Genomic DNA, 18,907 nt, shown 5'->3' on the forward strand with positions numbered 1-18,907 from the left:
CCGACCTCCGACGAAAGGGCACGCCCATGACCTCCGCCCCGACCAGCACCGCCCTCCGACCCGACCCGACCGCCCCCGCCGACCCGACCGCCCCCGCCGTCCCGCCCGCGATGCTGCTGCGCGAGCTGGTGTTCGGCGCCGCCTGCGCGGGCGCCGTCCGCGCCGCCGCCAGCCTGGGGCTGCCGGACGCGCTGCGGGACGAGCCCGCCACGGCCGAGCAGTTGGCCGAGCGGCTGGACGTGGAGCCGGGGCCGCTGCGGCGCCTGCTGCGCGCGCTGGCCTGCTACGAGGTGTTCGCCGAGGAGCCGGACGGCCGCTACCGGCACACCCCGCTGTCGCGCCTGCTGCGCAGCGACGAGCCGGGCAGCCTGCGCGACATCGCGCTGTGGTGCACCGAGCCGTGGACGTGGCAGTCCTGGTCCCGGCTGGACGACGCGGTGCGCACCGGGCGCAGCGTGTTCGGCGACGCCTTCGGCAAGGAGTTCTTCCAGTACCTGCACGACGACGCGCCGGAGTCCGCGGCCCTGTTCAACCGGGCGATGACCCAGTCCAGCCGCCAGTCGGCGCAGGACCTGGCGGACTTCCTGGACCTGTCGGGCGTCGCCTCGGTGGCCGACATCGGCGGCGGCCAGGGCCAGGTGGTGGCCGAGCTGCTGGAGCGCCACCCGGAGCTGCACGGCACCCTGCTGGACCTGCCGAAGGTGGTGGAGCACGCGGACCCGCGGCTGCTGCCGGGCGGTTCGCTGGCCGACCGCGCCCGGCTGGTGCCGGGTGACTGCCGCACCGCGGTGCCGGTGCAGGCGGACCTGTACCTGGTGAAGAACATCCTGGAGTGGGACGACGACTCCACCCGCCGGACGCTGCGCAACCTGCGCCAGGTGGCGCGTCCGGGTGCCCGGGTGGTGATCGTGGAGAACCTGGTGGACGACTCCCCCTCGATGCGGTTCACCACCGCGATGGACCTGCTGCTGCTGTTGAACGTGGGCGGCGCCAAGCACACCCAGGGCAGCCTGACCGCGCTGATCGCGGAGTCCGGCCTGCGGCTGGACGCGGTCGCCCCGGTCAACCCGTACCTGCACGCCTTCTCCTGCACGGTGCCGTAACCGCGACGGGACGCGACGCGAAGGGGCCGCCCGGAGGCTGGGACCTCCGGGTTCCGTCGCGTCCCGTTACGGCGAGGCCGACGGGGGTGCGGAACGGCCGAGGACCGGGGTGCTGCAGCATGCGCAGCACACCCGGTCCGTCGGTTCGTTCAGCGGTCCCAGCGGTAGAACTCGTGCGCCATGGCGTCCTTGGGACTGCGCCAGGTCGCCGGGTCGTAGGCGTCGACGTAGACGGCGAGGCGTTCGCTGACGTCGCGGAACTCGGGGTGCTGGGCGTACCGGGCGACTTCCGGTCCGGCGGGGCGCTCGGACTCGATGAGGTGCAGGTAGACGTCGCCGAACTGGAACAGGCTGCGGCCGGTGACGCCGATCAGGCCGGGCAGGGCGCCGCGGTCGGAGTCGGCGAAGACGCCGGCGATGTGGTCGGCGGTGCCGGGCTTCATCCGGGCGACGATCAGGGCGCGGTGCACGTCGTTCACCGGGCCGCTCCGGCGCGGTGCTCGACCTTGGCGCGGATCAGCTCCATCTGGACCTTGGAGTTCTGGTTGATCCGGTCGGTCATGCCCTGGTCGTCGACGGGGGCGGTGGGCTTCATCGCGAAGTCCTGGATCCAGCGCATGCTGGTGCCCTGCGGGTGCTCCTCGTACTCCCAGCGGATCTCCATGAACTCGAACGGCCCGGGCTCGACCCGGCGGGCCCGGACGGTGAGCTTGTCGCGGTCGGCCTCGCGCTCGGAGACCCAGCTCCAGACCTGGCCGTTCTCGTCGGGGTGCATGGTGAGCCGGAAGCGGACCAGCTGGTCCTGCCGGTCGAGGATCTCGACGGAGGCGTACTCGCTGAACAGCTGGGGCCAGTTCTCGAGGTCGTTGGTGACGTCCCAGACCAGGTCGACGGGCGCGTTGATGACGATCGTGTTGTCGGTGTGTCCGGGCATCTCAGGCACCAGCCTTCACGGAGGAGTTGACGGTCTGCAGGAACTCGGCGACGGGGCGGCCGAGCAGGTCGGAGGAGTCGATGGAGACGCCGTAGCGGTTCTCCACGTCGGCGAGGACGCCGAGGACGCCGAGCGAGTCGACGCCGAGGTCGAGGAACACGCAGCCGGGGTCGGCGAGTTGGTCGACGGTGACCGCGACGCCGGCCCGGGTCTTGATCAGGGTGGCGAGTTCCTCGTAGGTGATCTCGGAGGGCATGTCGTGCTCCTTCAGGGGTTGGGGCGGCGCAGCACCAGGGCGGAGTTGGAGCCCATCAGGCCGCGGCTGAGCACCAGGGCGGTGCGCAGTTCGGCGGCGCGCGGGTGGCCGGTGACCAGGTCGAGGTCGTACGGGCAGTCCGTGGTGTGCGGGGTGGGCGGGACGAGGCCGTGTTCGAGGGCGAGCACGGCGGCGGCGACGTCCAGGGCGGGGGCGCCGCAGTGGGCGCGGCCGAGTCCGGCCTTGGGGGCGGTGACGGGGACGCGTCCGGCGTGCTCGCCGAGGGCGTCGGCGAGGGCGAGGGCCTCGGCCCGGTCGGCCTCGGGCACGCCGAGGGCGTCGGCGAGGACCACGTCGACGTCGTCGGGGGCGCAGCGCGCCTCGGCGAGGGCGCCGCGGATCGCGTGGGCGAGCCCCTCGCGGCTCTCGGCCCAGCGGGCGGCGCCGGTGAAGGTCGCGCCGTGCCCGGCGATCTCGGCCCGGGGGCGGGCGCCGCGCCGGCGGGCGGTGTGCTCGTCCTCGACGACGAACATCGCGCCGCCCTCGGCGGGCACGAACCCGGCCGCGTCGCTGCCGAACGGGCGGTAGGCGCGTTCGGGGTCCTCGGCGGTGGAGAGCCCGGGGTAGCCGAGCTGGCAGACCATCGAGTACGGGGCGACGGGGGCTTCGGCGGCTCCGGCCAGGACGGCGTCGGTGCCGCGGGCGACGGCCCGGGCGGCGTGGGCGAGCGCGTCGAGGCCGCCGGCCTCGTCGGAGGCGACCACGCCGCAGGGGCCCTTGAAGCCGCCGCGGATGGAGATCTGGCCGGTGGAGGCGGCGTAGAACCAGGCGATCGACTGGTAGGGGCCGACGTGGTGCGGCCCCTCGGCCCACAGGTGCTGCAGTTCGCGCTGGCCGAACTCGCCGCCGCCCGAGCCGGCCGCGGTGACCACGGCGACGCCGTACGGGTCGTCGGGGTGGTCGGCCAGGTCGGCGTCGGCCATGGCGAGTTCGGCGGCGGCCATCGCGAAGTGGGTGAACCGGTCGGTCTGGACGAGGTAGCGGGGTTCGACGTACTGCTCGGCGTCGAAGCCGCGCACCAGGCCGGCGGTCCGGAGCGGGAGGTGCTCGCAGCCCTCCCGGTCGATCGGCCCCAGGGCCGAGCGTCCCTCGCTCAGGGCCTTCCAGTAGTCGTCGGCGCCGACGGCGGTGGGCGCGACCACGCCGATGCCGGTGATCACGGCGCAGCGTCGGTTCATGCGGCTGCCTCCACCTTGCTCAGCACCACGGCGGACTGGAAGCCGCCGAACCCGCTGCCGACCGACAGCACGTGGCGCAGCGACAGTTCGCGGGCGGTGCGGGGGACGTAGTCGAGGTCGCACTCGGGGTCGCGTTCGGTGTAGTTGGCGGTGGGCGGGACGACGCCGTGGTGCAGGGCGAGGGTGCAGGCGACGAGTTCGATGGCGCCGATCGCGCCGAGCGAGTGCCCGACCATCGACTTGATGGAGCTCATCGGGGTGCGCCGGGCGTGCTCGCCGAGGGAGAGCTTGACGGCGGCGGTCTCGTGCCGGTCGTTCTGCTTGGTGCCGGAGCCGTGCGCGTTGACGTAGTCGACCGCGTCGCCGGGGAGTCCGGCGTGGGCCAGGGCCCGGTCGATGGCCCGGGACATCTCCAGGCCCTCCTGGGTGAGGCCGGTCATGTGGTACGCGTTGCCGAAGGTGGCGAAGCCGCCGAGTTCGGCGTAGATCCGGGCGCCGCGCCGCTTGGCGTGCTCCCACTCCTCCAGCACCAGGACGGCGCCGCCCTCGCCCAGGACGAAGCCGTCGCGGCCCGCGTCGAAGGGGCGGGAGGCGTGTTCGGGGTCCTCGTTGCGGGCCGAGGTGGCCTTGATGGCGTCGAAGCAGGCGACGGTGATCGGGGAGATCGGCGAGTCGCAGGCTCCGGCGACGATCACGTCGGCGCGGCCCTCCTCGATGGCGAGGGCGGCGTAGCCGACGGCGTCCAGGCCGGAGGTGCAGCCGGTGGAGACGGTCTGCACCGGGCCGTGGGCGCCGATCCGCTCGGCGACGGCGGAGGCCAGGGTGGAGGGGGAGAACGCCCGTTCCAGGTGCGGCTGGGCGGGCCGGTGGTCGACGTCCCAGTGTTCGCCGCGGCCGCTGACCAGCACGTAGTCGCGCTCCAGCCGGGTGGTGCCGCCGACGGCGGTGCCGAGCGAGACGCCGACCCGCCAGGGGTCCTCGCGCTCCGGGTCGAGCCCGGCGTCGGCGACCGCCTCGTCGGTGGCGACCAGCGCGAACTGCACGTACCGGTCGTTGCGGTCCACCTGTTCGGGGGTGAGGCCGTGCACGGCGGGGTCGAAGTCGCACTCGGCGGCGATCCGGGAGCGGAAGCCCTCCGGGTCGAACAGGGTGATGCCGCGGGTGGCGGTGCGGCCCTCGGTGAGCAGTGACCAGAACCGGGGGACGCCGATGCCGCCGGGGGCGACCACGCCGATCCCGGTCACCGCGACCCGGCGCGTCACGAGGCCGCCCCGGCCGGTTCCGGCGGTCCGGCTTCCGCGGTCTCCTCGGTGTCGACGTGGCCGAGTTCGGGCCGCGGGGCGAGCGGTCCGAGGTGGAAGACCATCCGGGCCTCGGTGCTGCCGACGTTGCGGAAGCGGTGCCGCATCCCGATCGGGATCATCAGTCCCTCGTCGGGCCGCAGGCGCTGCGGCACGCCGTCCAGGTCGACCTCCAGCTCGCCGGAGATCACGAACACGAACTCCTCGGAGTACGGGTGGTAGTGCTCGCCGATCCGGTCGCCCGGTTCGACGATCGCCACTCCCATGAATCCGCTGGTCGCGCCGACCGCCGGCGGGGTGAGCATGGCCCGCAGGTCTCCGCCGCGCTTGCGGTTGGGGGGCGCGTCGTCGACGTGGACGATGCGTGGCATCTCGGTGGTCACGGTGGTCTTCCTCTCGTGGCGGGGTGTGCTGGGGGGGGTTGGGGTGGTCAGTCCTCGGCCGAGCTGCGGTCGGTGACGGAGGTCATCGCGCACTCGGCGAGCAGGCGGCGCAGGCCCTCGTGGGTGCGCTCGGCGGGTTCGGTGAGCTTGCCGAGGACGGCGGCGGCGCGCGGTCCGGCCAGGCCGAGGGCGGTGGCGGGGTCGTCGGCGGGGTCGCCGAGCAGGTCGACCAGCCGGACCACCAGGTCCTCGCGCCGGTGGACGGTGGCGCGCACCAGCGGGCCGCCGGGGTCGGCGGCGGCGTGCTCGTCCTCCTCGGACAGCAGCTCGGCGAGGGCGCCGCCGGCGCCGGGGCGGACGGGGTAGAGGTAGGCGTGCCGCTGCACCGGGCCGGACTTCAGGGCGGCGTGGTGGTGGACGGCGGGCAGCGCGGCGCGCTGGAAGAAGTCGCGGGCGGACAGCGGGTCGTCCAGGTCGCGGTCCTCCTCCAGGTACGGGTTGATCGCCTCCTCGACGGCCCGCACCTCGGGCTGCCGGGCGACGTGCCGCAGCGCGGCGGTCAGGTCGCCGGCCACCTCGACGCAGCGCACGATCCGGTTGCCGCGCATGAACAGCGAGGTGCGCAGCAGGCGGGTGGTGTCGTCGACCCGGGCCTGCGGGGAGCGGTAGTCGGCCAGCAGTTCGGCCGCCCCGGCCTCGGTGCCGGGCTTCACGGTGAAGCTGAGCGCGTGCCGCACCACCCCGTCCGGGCCGGGGCGGGGGGTGCCGGGGACGGCGGGGTGGTGCTCGCCGGGACGCAGCGGCGGGGCGGTGGTGTCGGTGGCGGTGGTGCCGCGGGTCTCGCGCAGCACGGTGTAGCGCAACGAGCGGTTGTCGCGGACGCAGCCGTGCATCGGCTTGACCATCTCGCGGTGGGCGGGGCTGTCGACCCAGGCCAGGAACGGCTCCGCGCTCTCCCACTCGCTGGTGATCAGCCAGCGGGACGGGTCGTCGATGGACTGGCAGAGCTGGTCGCTGACGTGTCCGGGGACGGACGAGACCTGGTAGCGGAGCAGCTCGTAGGCGTCCAGGAAGCGGTCCTGGGCGCCTTCGTAGACCTCCAGCATCAGGATGACGCGGAGCCGGCCCGGGGTGGGCCGGTCCGTGCCGGTGGTGGTCTCCTCGGTGGCGGAGAGCAGGGTCATGGTGGTGGGTTCCTGTCGTCGGTTCGCGGTTCGTCTGCGGAGAGACCCTCGCCGGTGGCGGACCCCGGCCGGTGCCGGCCGGTGCGCCCGGCGGACGGGCGATGGTTCGCCCTCGATCGTCAGACGCCGACGGGGGCCGCGCGAGACTTCGGGGCCATCCGGGCGAAGCACCCTGAGTGCCCGTCAGCGACGGGGGATGGATGTCCGGTCTGGCGCGCCCCGCGCCCTGCACGGATGGAGCAGAGTCGATGAACACACAGATGGCGGACCGGGTTCCGGTCCTGATCACGGGCGGATCGCTGGTGGGGCTCTCGGCCTCGCTCTTCCTCGGTCGGCTCGGCGTGCCGCACCTGCTGGTGGAGCGGCACGCCGAGACCTCCCGGCACCCGCGCGGCCGCGGCAACAACCTCCGCACCATGGAGCTGTTCCGGGTCGCCGGGGTGGAGGAGGACATCCGGACGGCCGCTTCGGTGCTGGCCGACAACCACGGCATCCTGCAGGCCGAGACGCTCTCCGGCGGCGAGCAGGAGTGGCTGTTCCGGGAGATCGACCCGGGTGGCGGGCTGGCCAGGTTCAGCCCGTCCGGGTGGTGCCTGTGCAGCCAGAACGACCTCGAACCGGTACTGCTGCGGCACGCCGCCCGGCGGGGGGACATCCGGTTCAACACCGAGCTGGTCTCCTTCGAGCAGGACGCCGACGGGGTGACGGCGCTGCTGCGCGACCGGGCCACCGGCGAGGAGCGCACCGTCCGGGCCGACTACCTGCTCGCCGCGGACGGGCCGCGCAGCCCCGTCCGCGAGCGGCTGGGCATCGGGCAGTCCGGGCGCGGCGACCTGTTCCACAACGTCTCCGTCACCTTCCGCGCCAAGCGGCTCGCCGAGGTGGTCGGCGACCGGCTGTTCATCGCCTGCTACCTGACCGACCCGGCCGGGGCGGGCGCGCTGCTGCCCGTCGACAACCGCGAGGAGTGGGTCTTCCACCTGCCCTGGCACCCCGAGCGCGGCGAACGGGTCGAGGACTTCACCGACGCCCGCTGCACGGCGCACATCCGGGCCGCGGCCGGCGTCCCCGACCTCGACGTGGAGATCACCGGCCGCGCCCCCTGGCACGCCGCCGAACGGGTCGCCGACCGGTACGGCGCCGAACGGGTCTTCCTGTGCGGCGACTCCGCCCACGAGATGCCGCCCACCGGGGCGTTCGGCTCCAACACCGGCATCCAGGACGCGCACAACCTGGCCTGGAAGCTCGCCGCGGTGCTGGCGGGCTGGGGCGGACCGCGCCTGCTGGAGTCGTACGGGGCGGAGCGGCGGCCGGTGGCCGTGCAGACCGCGGCCCGGGCCGCGGCGCGCTCGGTGGAGCACCAGCACCCCGGCTTCGACGCCGCGCCGGTCGGCGGGCCGCGCACCAACGTGCTCGCGGTCGCGCTCGGCTACCGCTACACCGAGGGCGCGCTGGTCGGCGCGGACGCCACCGCCGGGGTCGTGCCGGAGCGCTTCGCCGCGACCGGCGAGGTCGGCACCCGGGCCCCGCACCTGTGGCTGCGCGACCGCGACGGGCGGCGGCTGTCCACCCTGGACCTGTTCGAGCGCGAGCCGGTGCTGCTGGCGCCCGCGCAGGGCGGCGGGCGGTGGCCGGAGGCGGCCCGGGCGGTGACCGGGGAGACGGGCGTGCCGATCAGGTGCCTGCTGGTCGGCGAGGGCGGCGACCTCGTCCCCGAGCCCGTCGCCGACGCCCCCGCGGCCGGACCCCGCCCCGCCGGGCCCAGCGGCTGGCCCGCGGTCTACGGGGTGCGCGAGGGCGGCGCGGTGCTGGTCCGTCCGGACGGGTTCGTGGGCTGGCGCGCGAGCAGCCCGGTCGGGGATCCGGTGGCGGCGCTGCGGGTCGCGGTGCGAGGGGTTGCGGGGCTGTAGGGCGGGCGTCCGGGGCCCGGGGGACGGCGGGGCCGGGGCTGCTGACGGTGCGTGCCGTTGCTTCGGGTTCTGTTCAGGCGGCCCGAAGCAGCACGGACACATCGATGGGCTCCGGCCGGCAGCAGCTCGGACCCGCCGTTCCCCGGGCCCCTGACGGGGCCCTCGTGCGGGGGCCCTCGTGCGGGGGACCTCGTGCGGGGGACCTCGTGCGGGGGACCTCGTGCGGGGGCCTTCTCGGCTGCTTGGCGGCGCTCAGTGGCGGGTGGCGGCCAGGAGGGCGAGCAGGACGAAGGCGAGGACGACGGCGAGGCTGAGCTGGAAGGCGGCGGGGTAGTCGGCGGGGGTGTGCAGGTGGGAGAAGAAGGTGGCTCCGACGGTGGCGATGCCCGCGGCGGAGCCGATCCGCTGGGCGGTCTGCAGGACGCCCCCGGCGGAGCCCGCCCGGGTGACGGGGACCTCGTTGAGGGTGAGGGCCTGGTTCGGGGAGACCACCAGGCCGCTGCCGAGGCCCGCCAGCAGGAGCGGGAGGGCGGTGGCCCAGCCGACCTCGGGGCCGTCGAAGAGGTGGACGGCGAGGGCGGCGAGGGCGAGGCCGACGGCGACGGTGGTGAGGCCGGTGGCGATCAGCTGGCGGCCGTGGCGGGTGACCAGGCGTCCGCCGACGGTGGAGGCGACCGCGGAGGCCAGGGCGAAGGGGGTGATGGCCAGTCCCGCCTGGAGGGCGCTGTAGTGGCGGCCGGACTGCAGGTAGAGGGTGAAGACGAAGAAGACCGCGGTGAAGCCCGCGAAGTAGAGCAGCGAGACCAGCGCGCCGCCGGTGAAGGAGCGGGTGCGGAACAGTTCGGGGTGGACGAGCGGCTCGCGCCGCCGGGCGTAGTGGTGCTCCCACCGCGCGAAGGCGACCAGGACGAGCGCGGAGCCGGCCAGCAGCAGCCACTTGCGGACGTCGTGCCACTGGGCCTGGACCAGCGGGAGCAGCAGCAGGACGGTGCCGAGGCCGAGCAGCAGCACGCCGACCGGGTCGAAGTCGCGGCGGGCGCAGGTGTCGGGGGTGGGCGCGGGCAGCAGGCGGCGGGCGAAGGGCAGGGCGACCAGGCCGATCGGCAGGTTGACGTAGAAGACCCAGCGCCAGCCCTCGGCGGTGCCGAACGCGGCGATCAGCAGGCCGCCGAGCAGCGGGCCGACGGCGGTGGAGAAGCCGATGGTGGTGCCGAGCAGGCCGAAGGCGCGGGCGCGTTCCTCGCCGCGGAACAGCTGCTGGATGAAGCCGGAGACCTGCGGGACGAGCAGTCCGCCGGACATGCCCTGCAGCAGCCGGGCGACGACCAGCCAGGCCTCGTTCTGGGCGGCGCCGGCCAGTGCGCTGGTGGCGGTGAACAGGGCGAGGCCGGTGAGGAAGACCGGACGGCGGCCGACCGCGTCGCCGAGCCGCCCGGCCGGGACCAGGACGAGTCCGAAGGCCAGCGAGTAGCCGGAGAGCACCCACTGGAGCCCGGCTTCGGACATCCGCAGCCCGCTGCGCACCGACGGCAGGGCGACGTTGACGATGGAGACGTCGAGCAGGGTCATGAACCCGGCCACCAGGCACACCGCGAGGGCCCGCCAGCGGCGCACCTCCCGGGCCGGGGCGTCGACTGTCGTGGGCTGGCTGGCCATGGCGGGGTCCCCTTCCGTCGGGCGTCCAGTCTCGGAGGCGTCGGCGGCGGCGGGCGGGCGGCGCGCCGGGGGCGGGGGCCGGTCGGCTGACGCGGGGTCAGGGGGCGGGCGGCAGGTCGAGGGGGATCCGGCGGGCGTCGGCGGCGGCGGGCGGGGTGGCGCCGAGGTCGGTGAGGGTGGTGACCACCACGGAGTCGGTGCCGGTGAGCCAGTTGCTGGTCTTGGACTGGACGGTGACGGTCTGGGTCTGCGGGGTGCCGTCGCAGACCACCAGGGCCGGGAAGGTGCGGGTGGAGCCGAAGGCGGTGGTGGCGGGGTCCTCGGGGTCGGGCTGCTCGACCGAGGTGTTCAGCGAGCGGGGCTGGCCGGTGGGCGCGCAGGTGTAGGCGAGGGCGACCCGGACCCGGCTGGGGACCTTCGGGTCGAGGACGGCCCCGGTGATCGTGACGGCCGTCGGTGGCCCCTGCGGCGCGGAGGACGCCTCGGGCGAGGAGGACGCCTCGGGCGAGGGGGACGCGGCGGGCGAAGGGGACGGGCTCTCCGGCGGCTGGCCGGTGCCGGTCGGCGCGGGGGCGGTGCTGGGCGACGGGGCGGGGGACGGGTCGGCGGCGGGCGCCGGGGCCGGGGTGGTGAGGGCGGCCGCTCCGGCGGCGAGGGCGAGCAGGCCGACGGCGGCGAGGGGACGGAGGTGCACGGCGGGCCTTTCGGTCGACGGCGTGGTTGCTCCGACTCTCCGGCAGCGCGGCGCGCCGGGCGAGCGGTCGCGCCCGGGCGGGTGTCAGCCCGCGCGGTACGGGAGTTCGATCTCCGCCCAGACCACCTTGCCGTGCTTGGTGGGGCGGCTCCCCCAGCGGTGCGCGAGCTCGCTGATCAGGTGGATGCCGCGGCCGCCCTCGTCCTCCTCGGCGGAGCTGCGCAGCCGGGGCGGCTGGCCGCCCGCGTCGGAGACCTCCAGGGTGAGGGTGCGGTCGCGGAAGATCCGCAGGCGGCGGGGGGCGTCGGCGTGCAGCAGGGCGTTGGTGACGAGTTCGCTGACCACCAGTTCGGCGTAGTCGGTGAGGGCGGACAGGCCCCAGGCGTCCAGGGTGGCGCGGGTGAAGCGGCGGGCGCGGGCGGGCAGCGGGCCCTCGACGGGCAGCAGCAGGGTGGCGATCCGGTCGGCGGGGACGGGCAGGACGCGGGCCATGATCATGGCGATGTCGTCCTCGGTGCCGTCGGTGACCAGGGCGGAGAGCGCGGCGTCGCAGCTCTCCTCCAGGGTGCGGCCGGGGGTGGCGAGGGTGCGGGCGAGCAGGTCGATGCCCTCGTCGAGGTCGCGGCCGCGGCGTTCGACCAGGCCGTCGGTGTAGAGCGCGAAGGTCGCGCCGGGCGGCAGGGTGAACTCGATCGACTCGAAGGCGCCGCCGCCGATCCCGAGCGGGACCCCGGGCGGCAGGTCGACGACGTGCGCGGTGCCGTCGGGGTCGACCCGGACGGGCGGCAGGTGGCCGGCCGAGCAGATCACCACACTGCGGTCGACGGGGTCGTACACGGCGCACACGCAGGTCGCGAACTGGCCCTCGCCGATCGCGGAGGCGGTCTCGTCGAGGCGGCCGAGGACCTGTTCGGGCGGCAGGTCGAGGGTGGCCAGGGTGCGGGCGACGGTGCGCAGTTGGCCCATCGTGGCGGCGGCCCGGATGCCGTGCCCCATCACGTCGCCGACCACCAGGGCGACGCGCCCGCAGGACAGCGGGACGACGTCGAACCAGTCGCCGCCGACCTCGCTGACCACGCTGGAGGGCAGGTAGCGGTGGGCGATCTCCAGGCCCAGGGTGCGGTGGATCTCCTGCGGCAGCAGGCTGCGCTGCAGGGTGAGGGCGGTCTCGCGCTCGCGGCGGTAGAGCCGGGCGTTGTCGATGGCCAGGGCGGTGCGGGCGACGAGTTCCTCGGCGAGCGAGACGTCGGCGGCGCCGAACGGCTCAGGGTTGCGGGTGCGGACGAACTCGGCGCCGCCGAGCACCATGCCGCGGGCGATCAGCGGCACCAGCAGGTAGGAGTGGATGCCGGCGGCGATGCCGGGGGCGACCCGGGAGGGGTCGGGGACCAGGCCGCGCAGCACCTCCTCGTCCACGTGCGGCTTGAGCAGCGGGCGGCCGCTGCGCAGGCACTGGGCGTAGACCCGGTGCGGTCCGTACTCGGTGGTGCCGCCGACGGCGTCGGCGGCACCGGTCAGGCCGGAGCCGTAGGCCTCGCCGACCGCGACGGCCCGGACCTGGATGGGGCGGTCGGGCTGGATCGGGGCGGGCTCCTCGCCGCGCAGCACGGGCTCCAGCAGGTCGACGGTGGCGAAGTCGGCGAACTTCGGGACGATCGCCTCGACCATCTCCTCGGCGGTGCGCTTGAGGTCGAGGGTGGTGCCGATCCGGGCGCCGGCCGAGGCGAGCAGGGTCAGCCGCTCCTGGGCGCGGGAGGCGCGGGCCTCGGCCTGGAAGCGCTCGGTGACGTCGATGATGGAGGAGGAGACGCCGAGCACCTTGCCGGTGGAGTCCTCCAGCCGGAAGTAGGACGCCGACCAGGCCCGGTCGCGGCGCGGGTCGCCGGGGACGCGGCCGTGCGAGCGGGCGTCGACCACGGGCTTGCCGGTGGCGATCACCTGCCGCATCACGTTCTCGATCTCGTGGGCGTTGATGCCGGGCAGCACGGCGGAGATCCGGCGGCCGAGGTGCTCCTCGGCGCTGAGGCCGTTGATCCGGGCGAGCGCCTCGTTCAGCCGGACGAAGCGCAGCTCGGTGTCGTAGACGGCCAGGCCGATCGGGGACTGGTCGAAGAAGCCGTCCAGGATCGCCAGGTCGGACTCGACCTCGTGCAGGGCCTCGGTGTCGGAGGCGGTGGCCAGCAGCAGGGTGCGGCCGTCGGGCCCGGCGATCGGGTAGGTGTGGAACTCCAGCTCGACGGTGGAGCCGTCGCGGCGGCGGACGGGGTGGGTGCCGGTCCAGCCGCGTCCGGCGACCAGGCGGTCGAAGAGCTTCTCGGCGGCGGCCCGGTCCTGTTCGGGCAGCAGCAGTTGGACGGGGTGGGCGCCGACGGCCTGCTCGGCGCTCCAGCCGGTGAGCGCCTCGGCCTCCTGGCTCCAGTGCAGCACCCGGCCGTCCTCCTGGACCAGGGCCGTGGCCAGCGGGACCAGGCGGTGCCCGGCCAGGCGCGCGGAAGCGGCGCCCGCCGCGTCGCGGCCGGGCCTGTGTTCGAACCCGTGCGTGCTCAGTTGGCCACCTGCCCGGTACCTTCCCGGTTCCGCCGGTCGTTCCGGCTTCCACCAGACTGCACGGCCCGCCGGGCGCTGGCGACTGGTGGTCGTGCGGGCCGTCGGACCGGAGATGCGAGTCTGCTCGATTCGGACCGGTTCGGGCAAGGGTGCGACCCCCAACTGCCGGTCACGAACCGTTCCGGCACGGTGTCACCCGGCGAGCGCGGCGTCCAGCAGCCGGGACCACTGGCGGACGACACCGGCCCGGCGCGGGCCGTCGTCGGTGAGCAGGTTGGCCAGGCCCAGGCCGCGGGCCAGGTCGAGGGTGGCCTGGACGGTCTCCCGGACGCCGGTGGCGGACTCGTCCGCGCCCAGGCACTCGACGGCGGCCCGGTGCGCCTCCCGGCCGACGTGGTTCTCCAGGCTGACGATGCGTTCGCGCAGCGGCTGCTCGGTGGCGGCGGCCACCCACAGGTGCAGCGCGGCGCGGAACAGCGGGCCGGTGTAGAGGCGGACGATCATCTCCACCACGGCCTCGGTGCGGGCCGGGCCGGGCGGCGGCAGCTGCTCGGCCCGCGCCAGCACGGCGGCCAGGCGCTCGGCGGCGACGTGCTCGACGGCGGCGGTGAACAGGTCCTCGCGGGTGCGGAAGTGGTGCTGGGCGGCGCCTCGGGTGACGCCCGCCCGCTCGGCGACCACCAGCACCGTGGAACCGTTCCAGCCGAGCTCGGCCAGGCACTCCACCGCCGCTTCCAGCAGTCGCCGGCGGGTGGCCCGGCTGCGGTCCTGCCGGGGCGTGCGGGCGGCGGGGAGGCTGGTCGTCATCGGCGGCTCCTGCTCGGCGCGTTCGGGCCGGGGCGGCGGGTGGGCCCCGGTGCCACCGATCCTATGCACCGCCGTCCGGCCGCCGTCCCCGCTCCGCTGCCCGGGCCCGCAGCTCGCGGCGCAGGATCTTGCCGGCGGCGGACTTCGGCACCACCTCCAGGAACTCCACCTCGCGGACCTTCTTGTACGGGGCGACCCGGCGGGCCACGTACTCGACCACCTCCTGCTCGGCCAGCTCGCAGCCGAACGCGGGCACCACGTACGCCTTGGGGTGCTCGGCGCCGTGGGCGTCGGGGACGCCGACCACGGCGGCGTCGACGATGCCCGGGTGGGTGAGCAGCAGGGCCTCCAGCTCGGCCGGGGCGACCTGGTGGCCCTTGTACTTGATCAGCTCCTTCACCCGGTCGACCACGAACAGCCAGCCCTCGGCGTCGACCCGGCCGACGTCGCCGGTGTGCAGCCAGCCCTCCGGGTCGACGGTGGCCGCGGTGTCGGGCTCCTTGCCGAGGTAGCCCGCCATCAGCTGCGGGCCGCGCAGCAGCAGCTCGCCGTCCTCGCCGGGGCCGAGGTCGCGGTGCGGGGCGTCCAGCGAGCGGATCCGCAGTTCGGTGCCGGGGACGAGGCGGCCGACGGTGCCGACCGGCGGGTGGGGGTCGCCGGGCGGGACGACGTGGGTGACCGGGGAGAGCTCGGTCATGCCGTAGCCCTGCAGCAGGTGCGGCAGGCCCAGGCGGCGGGCCGCGGCGGCGGCCAGCTCGGCGTCCAGCGGGGCGGCGGCGGAGAGCACGTAGCGCACGGAGGACAGGTCGAAGCGGTCGACCAGCGGGTGCTTGGCCAGCGCCAGCACGATCGGCGGGGCCACGTACACCGCCTCGATCCGGTGGCGCTGGATCGCGGACAGGAACTGCTCCAGGTCGAAGCGGGGCAGCACCACCACGGTGGAGCGGGCCCGCAGCGGGCGGTTGAGCAGGGCGGTCAGGCCGTAGATGTGGAAGAACGGCAGCGCGGCCAGGACGCGCTCGCCCGGGGCCGGGCCGAGCAGGGCGTCGACCTGGACCAGGTTGGTGGACACCGAGCGGTGGGTGAGCATCACGCCCTTGGGCAGGCCGGTCGTCCCGCTGGAGTACGGCAGCACGGCCAGGTCGGCGGCCGGGTCGATCCGCGGCTCCGGCTCGGGGGCGGCGGTGGCGGCGAGGTCGGCGAGCGAGCGGTGGCCCGCGGCCCCGTCGCAGACGAAGATCTCGGCGACCGGGTGCTCGGCGGCCGCCTGCCGGGCGACGGGCAGCAGCTCGGCGGTGGTGACGATCCAGCGGGCGTCGCTGTCGCGCAACTGGCCCGCCAGCTCGGACGGGGTGGCGAGCGAGCTCACCGGGGTGACGGTCGCCCCCGTGCGGGTCGTGCCGTAGAACGCCAGCGGGTAGGCGATCGAGTTGGGGCTGAACAGCGCCACCACGTCGCCCCGGCCCACCCCCGCCTCGGCCAGCCCCGCGGCGAGGCGACGGCTGCCCGCGTCCAGCTCCCGGTAGCTGACGCTCCGGCCGGTCAGCCCGTCGACCAGCGCCGGGCGGTCGGCGTGCTCGCCGGTGGCGCAGCCGCCGAGGACGGCCTCGTGGACCGGCAGGTCGAGCGGGTCGACGGGCGGGTAGTCGCTGTGGAACACCATGCGGGCCTCCGGGCGGCTCGGCGGGCGCGGCCGCGGGGTGTGCGGGCGCGGGTGCAAGCGTGCCGGGGGCCCGGGGCCGCCACCAGGGCGCGCGACGGGCTTACGGGCGTACGGGCGGGCGGGGGGCGTGACGGGCCTGTGCGGGTGCGGGTGCGGGCGGGGTCGGCGGGGCGTGACGGGCCTATGCGGGGGCGGACGGGCGCTCCTGGCGGGAGAGCAGGTCGAGCAGGCGGGCGTGGGTCTCCGGGTCGGCCGCGGCGATCAGGCCGCCCACCCCGCTGTGCAGCGGCGCGCCGCGCAGGTCGGTGACGGTGCAGCCCGCGGCCTCGCAGAGCGCGATGCCCGCCGCGAAGTGGACGCTGTCCGCCAGGTGCCCGTCCGTCACGTACCCGGCGCGGCGTCCCGCCGCGACCCAGGCGACCGCGAGGGTGGTGGAGACCACCCGGGGGCGGAAGTCCCGTTCGAAGTCGGGGTCGGTGAGCAGCCGCGCGACCCGCAGCGCCGGGGCGTTCGGGTAGGGCGGGTCCAGGTTGAGGTCGACCAGCCGGGAGTCGGCGGACGGGACGAGCGGGGTGTCGCGGCCGTCGCGGCGCAGGTGCGCGGTGGTGCCGTCGGTCCAGAAGGTCTCTCCGGTGTACGGGTCGGCGGTGGCGGCGGCGGTCGTCCGGCCGTGCTCGCGCAGGGCGACGTTGACGGCCACCAGGTGGGTGCCCACCGCGAAGTTGAGCGTCCCGCACAGGGGGTCGACCAGCCACTGGCGGGGGGCGGCGCGGTCTCCGGCGTGGCCGCTCTCCTCCCCCGTGAACGCGTCACCGGGACGGGCCTGGCGTAGTAGACCGAGGACGACCTGCTCCGCGGCGAGGTCGGCGGCGGTCGCGAAGTCGCCGCCGCCCTTGTCCTTGCGGGCGACGCGCTGCCAGGGGGTGCTCCGGACCACCTGCGCCCCCAGCTCGGCGGCCCGGCGGGCGAGGTCGGCGTCGTTCACGGGGATCACCTTTCGGCAGGCGGGGGGTGAGATCAGGGGCCCGGGGAACGGCGGGCTCGGGACTGCTGGCGGTGCATTGCCGGTGCGTGCCGTTGCTTCGGGTTCTGTTCAGGCGGCCCGAAGCAGCACGGGCACATCGATGGGCTCCGGCCGGCAGCAGCTCGGACTCGCCGTTCCCCGAGCCCCTGGCGGGGCTCTCGTGGCGGGGCTCTCGGGACGGGGCTCTTATGCCTCCGGGTCCCAGGCGTAGAGCTGGTGGAAGGGCTCGGGGTCGCCCTCGACGGGGAGGGCTTCGATGGGGGTGCGGCCGTAGAGGACGGCGAGGATCTCGGCGGCGGTGCCGCGGATGGTGGCGTCGGGGGGCGTGGTGGTGGGGGTGCGGGTGGCGTGGGCGCCGGACGGGGAGAGGGCGAGGTGCCAGGTGGGGCCGTCGGTGGCCCGGAAGGCGAGGGTCGCGGGGGCGTGGGGCCAGGCGACGGTGGTGGAGCAGCAGGTGTGGAGGAACTCGTCGACGCTCTCGCGGGCGACCTCGGCGGGGACGGCGGCGGGGGTGCCCGCGGCGAGCTGGGCGTCGTAGGTGTGGACGGCGGTCTCGTTGAGGCGGCGGCGGGCCGCGGCCAGGGCGTTCTGCGGGGACTGCGCCGGCCCCCACCACGTCCAGCAGGGGGCTTCGGGGCCGGCCTCGCGGAGGGCGTCCAGGAGTTGGTCGGTGGAGGCGGTGAACCAGGCGGTCAGGGCCTCCCGCTCGGTGGGGGCGGGCTCGGTGGGGCGGGGCGGGGGTGTCTCGGAGGCTCCGGCGGTGACGATCGCCGCCCAGAAGCGCTGGCCCTGGCCGAGGTGCTGGGCCAGCTCGTGCAGCGTCCACTCGGGGCAGGTCGGGACCTTGGCGTCGAGGGCGGGGGCGGCGGCGAGGGCTTCGCGGAAGGCCGCGGAGCGGTCGTCGAGCAGGCTCAGCAGGGCGGGGAAGTCATGATCGCTGGACACGGTTGACTGTCTATCATCAACTTCCGGGCGGGTGGAAGCGGTTATCCGGCGCGGGCGGGCGGATCGCGGTCAGTAGGAGCGGGGCAGGCCCAGGGTGTGCTGGGCGACGTAGTTGAGGATCATCTCCCGGCTGACGGGGGCGACCCGGCCGACCCGGGTGGCGGTGATCAGCGCGGCGAGGCCGTACTCCTGGGTGAGGCCGTTGCCGCCGAGGGTCTGGACGGCCTGGTCGACGGCGCGGCAGGAGGCCTCGCCCGCCGCGTACTTGGCCATGTTCGCGGCCTCGCCCGCGGCCCGGTCGTGGCCCGCGTCGTACAGCTGGGCGGCCTTGCGGGTCATCAGGCGGGCCAGTTCGACCTCGATGGCGCACTGGGCGAGGGGGTGGGCGATGCCCTGGTGGGCGCCGATGGGGCGGTCCCAGACGGTGCGGGTGCGGGCGTAGGAGACGGCGGTGGCGAGGGCGTGGCGGGCGATGCCGAGGGTGAAGGCGGCGGTCATGATGCGTTCGGGGTTGAGGCCCGCGAAGAGTGGCAGCAGGCCGGAGTCCTGGTCGCCGACCAGGGCGTCGGCGGGGAGCCGGGCCTCGTCCAGGAAGACCTGGAACTGCTTCTCGGGGGCGGTCAGTTCCATCGGGATGGGCCGGTACTCGAAGCCGGGGGTGTCGCGCGGGACGACGAACAGGGCGGGTCGGAGGCGGCCGGTGCGGCCCCCTTCCGGGTCGACGGTCTCGGTGCGGGCGACGAAGAGGACGGCGTCGGCCTGGTCGATGCCGGAGACGAAGACCTTGCGGCCGGTGAGCAGCCAGTCCGTGCCGTCGCGGCGGGCGGTGGTGGAGATGCGGTGGGAGTTGGAGCCCGCGTCGGGTTCGGTGATGCCGAAGGCCATCACGGCGGTGCCGTCGGCGAGGGCGGGCAGCCAGCGCTGCTTCTGCGCCTCGGTGCCGAAGCGGGCGATGACGGTGCCGCAGATCGCCGGGGAGACGATCAGCATCAGCAGGGGGCAGCCTGCCGCGCCCAACTCTTCGAGGACGAGCGCGAGTTCGGTGATGCCCGCGCCTCCGCCGCCGTACTCGGCGGGGAGGTTGACGCCGAGGTAGCCCGCTTTGGCGGCCTCGGACCAGAGTTCGCGCACCGGCTCACCGGCGCGGGCCTTGCGCTGGAAGTAGTCGCGGCCGTAGCGGGCGGCGAGGGCCGCGACGGCGGCGCGCAGGTCGTGCTGTTCCTGGGTGTCGGTCAGCGGTGCGGGCACGGCGGGTCCTCCCG

Annotated in this window: 17 protein-coding genes; 2 read left to right on the forward strand and 15 right to left on the reverse strand. The window is 75.3% G+C overall.

The window, feature by feature from the left end; all coding sequences use genetic code 11:
* Positions 1–26: 26 nt before the first annotated feature.
* The gene (locus tag ACFY00_RS29310; protein WP_388034761.1) at positions 27–1,103 is read left to right on the forward strand and encodes a methyltransferase; all 1,077 of its coding nucleotides are present in this window, start codon (positions 27–29) and stop codon (positions 1,101–1,103) included.
* Between the two features lie 149 nt (positions 1,104–1,252).
* Here the strand turns inward: ACFY00_RS29310 and ACFY00_RS29315 are convergent, their stop codons facing one another.
* The 7 genes from ACFY00_RS29315 to ACFY00_RS29345 are packed head-to-tail and all read right to left on the reverse strand — an operon-like array spanning position 1,253 to position 6,399.
* Positions 1,253–1,573, reverse strand: a complete 321-nt coding sequence (locus tag ACFY00_RS29315) for a TcmI family type II polyketide cyclase (protein WP_388034905.1) — start codon at positions 1,571–1,573, stop codon at positions 1,253–1,255.
* 5 nt (positions 1,574–1,578) lie between these two features.
* Positions 1,579–2,037, reverse strand: a complete 459-nt coding sequence (locus ACFY00_RS29320; RefSeq protein WP_388034764.1) for an SRPBCC family protein — start codon at positions 2,035–2,037, stop codon at positions 1,579–1,581.
* 1 nt (position 2,038) lies between these two features.
* A complete protein-coding gene (locus tag ACFY00_RS29325) occupies positions 2,039–2,293 on the reverse strand; it encodes an acyl carrier protein (protein WP_388034767.1) in 255 nt (84 codons plus the stop codon).
* An 11-nt stretch (positions 2,294–2,304) separates the two neighbouring features.
* Entirely contained in the window at positions 2,305–3,531 is a 1,227-nt protein-coding gene (locus ACFY00_RS29330) for a beta-ketoacyl synthase N-terminal-like domain-containing protein (protein WP_388034769.1), read from the reverse strand.
* Positions 3,528–4,793 carry a beta-ketoacyl-[acyl-carrier-protein] synthase family protein gene (locus ACFY00_RS29335; RefSeq protein WP_388034771.1) on the reverse strand — a complete coding sequence of 422 codons (1,266 nt, stop codon included), beginning with the start codon at positions 4,791–4,793 and terminating at the stop codon, positions 3,528–3,530. Before ACFY00_RS29335 ends, ACFY00_RS29330 begins: the two co-directional genes overlap by 4 nt.
* On the reverse strand, positions 4,790–5,215 hold the full coding sequence (locus ACFY00_RS29340; RefSeq protein ID WP_388034774.1) for a cupin domain-containing protein: 426 nt from the start codon (positions 5,213–5,215) through the stop codon (positions 4,790–4,792). Before ACFY00_RS29340 ends, ACFY00_RS29335 begins: the two co-directional genes overlap by 4 nt.
* Before the next feature lie 47 nt (positions 5,216–5,262).
* Complete coding sequence (locus ACFY00_RS29345) at positions 5,263–6,399, reverse strand: SchA/CurD-like domain-containing protein (RefSeq protein ID WP_388034776.1); 1,137 nt, start codon at positions 6,397–6,399, stop codon at positions 5,263–5,265.
* Positions 6,400–6,647: 248 nt separating this feature from the next.
* Here ACFY00_RS29345 and ACFY00_RS29350 point away from each other — a divergent pair, with 248 nt between their 5' ends.
* The gene (locus ACFY00_RS29350) at positions 6,648–8,309 is read left to right on the forward strand and encodes an FAD-dependent oxidoreductase (RefSeq protein ID WP_388034779.1); all 1,662 of its coding nucleotides are present in this window, start codon (positions 6,648–6,650) and stop codon (positions 8,307–8,309) included.
* 252 nt (positions 8,310–8,561) lie between these two features.
* Here the strand turns inward: ACFY00_RS29350 and ACFY00_RS29355 are convergent, their stop codons facing one another.
* From ACFY00_RS29355 to ACFY00_RS29390, 8 genes are all read right to left on the reverse strand, one after another.
* A complete protein-coding gene (locus tag ACFY00_RS29355) occupies positions 8,562–9,965 on the reverse strand; it encodes an MFS transporter (RefSeq protein WP_388034781.1) in 1,404 nt (467 codons plus the stop codon).
* 97 nt (positions 9,966–10,062) lie between these two features.
* Positions 10,063–10,659: a hypothetical protein gene (locus ACFY00_RS29360; RefSeq protein ID WP_388034784.1), complete on the reverse strand. Its 597-nt coding sequence runs from the start codon at positions 10,657–10,659 to the stop codon at positions 10,063–10,065.
* An 84-nt stretch (positions 10,660–10,743) separates the two neighbouring features.
* Complete coding sequence (locus ACFY00_RS29365) at positions 10,744–13,086, reverse strand: SpoIIE family protein phosphatase (protein WP_388034787.1); 2,343 nt, start codon at positions 13,084–13,086, stop codon at positions 10,744–10,746.
* Positions 13,087–13,398: 312 nt separating this feature from the next.
* Positions 13,399–14,013, reverse strand: coding sequence for a TetR/AcrR family transcriptional regulator (locus tag ACFY00_RS29370; RefSeq protein ID WP_388034790.1), 615 nt, complete (start codon positions 14,011–14,013; stop codon positions 13,399–13,401).
* Between the two features lie 61 nt (positions 14,014–14,074).
* Positions 14,075–15,676: an AMP-binding protein gene (locus ACFY00_RS29375; RefSeq protein WP_388034793.1), complete on the reverse strand. Its 1,602-nt coding sequence runs from the start codon at positions 15,674–15,676 to the stop codon at positions 14,075–14,077.
* Positions 15,677–15,857: 181 nt separating this feature from the next.
* Positions 15,858–16,661, reverse strand: a complete 804-nt coding sequence (locus ACFY00_RS29380) for an inositol monophosphatase family protein (protein ID WP_388034795.1) — start codon at positions 16,659–16,661, stop codon at positions 15,858–15,860.
* A 225-nt stretch (positions 16,662–16,886) separates the two neighbouring features.
* Positions 16,887–17,645, reverse strand: coding sequence for a maleylpyruvate isomerase family mycothiol-dependent enzyme (locus tag ACFY00_RS29385; RefSeq protein WP_388034798.1), 759 nt, complete (start codon positions 17,643–17,645; stop codon positions 16,887–16,889).
* A 69-nt stretch (positions 17,646–17,714) separates the two neighbouring features.
* Complete coding sequence (locus ACFY00_RS29390) at positions 17,715–18,893, reverse strand: acyl-CoA dehydrogenase family protein (RefSeq protein WP_388034800.1); 1,179 nt, start codon at positions 18,891–18,893, stop codon at positions 17,715–17,717.
* Positions 18,894–18,907: the final 14 nt, after the last annotated feature.

This window comes from Kitasatospora sp. NPDC001540 (assembly GCF_042894345.1).
GTDB lineage: Bacteria > Actinomycetota > Actinomycetes > Streptomycetales > Streptomycetaceae > Kitasatospora > Kitasatospora phosalacinea_C.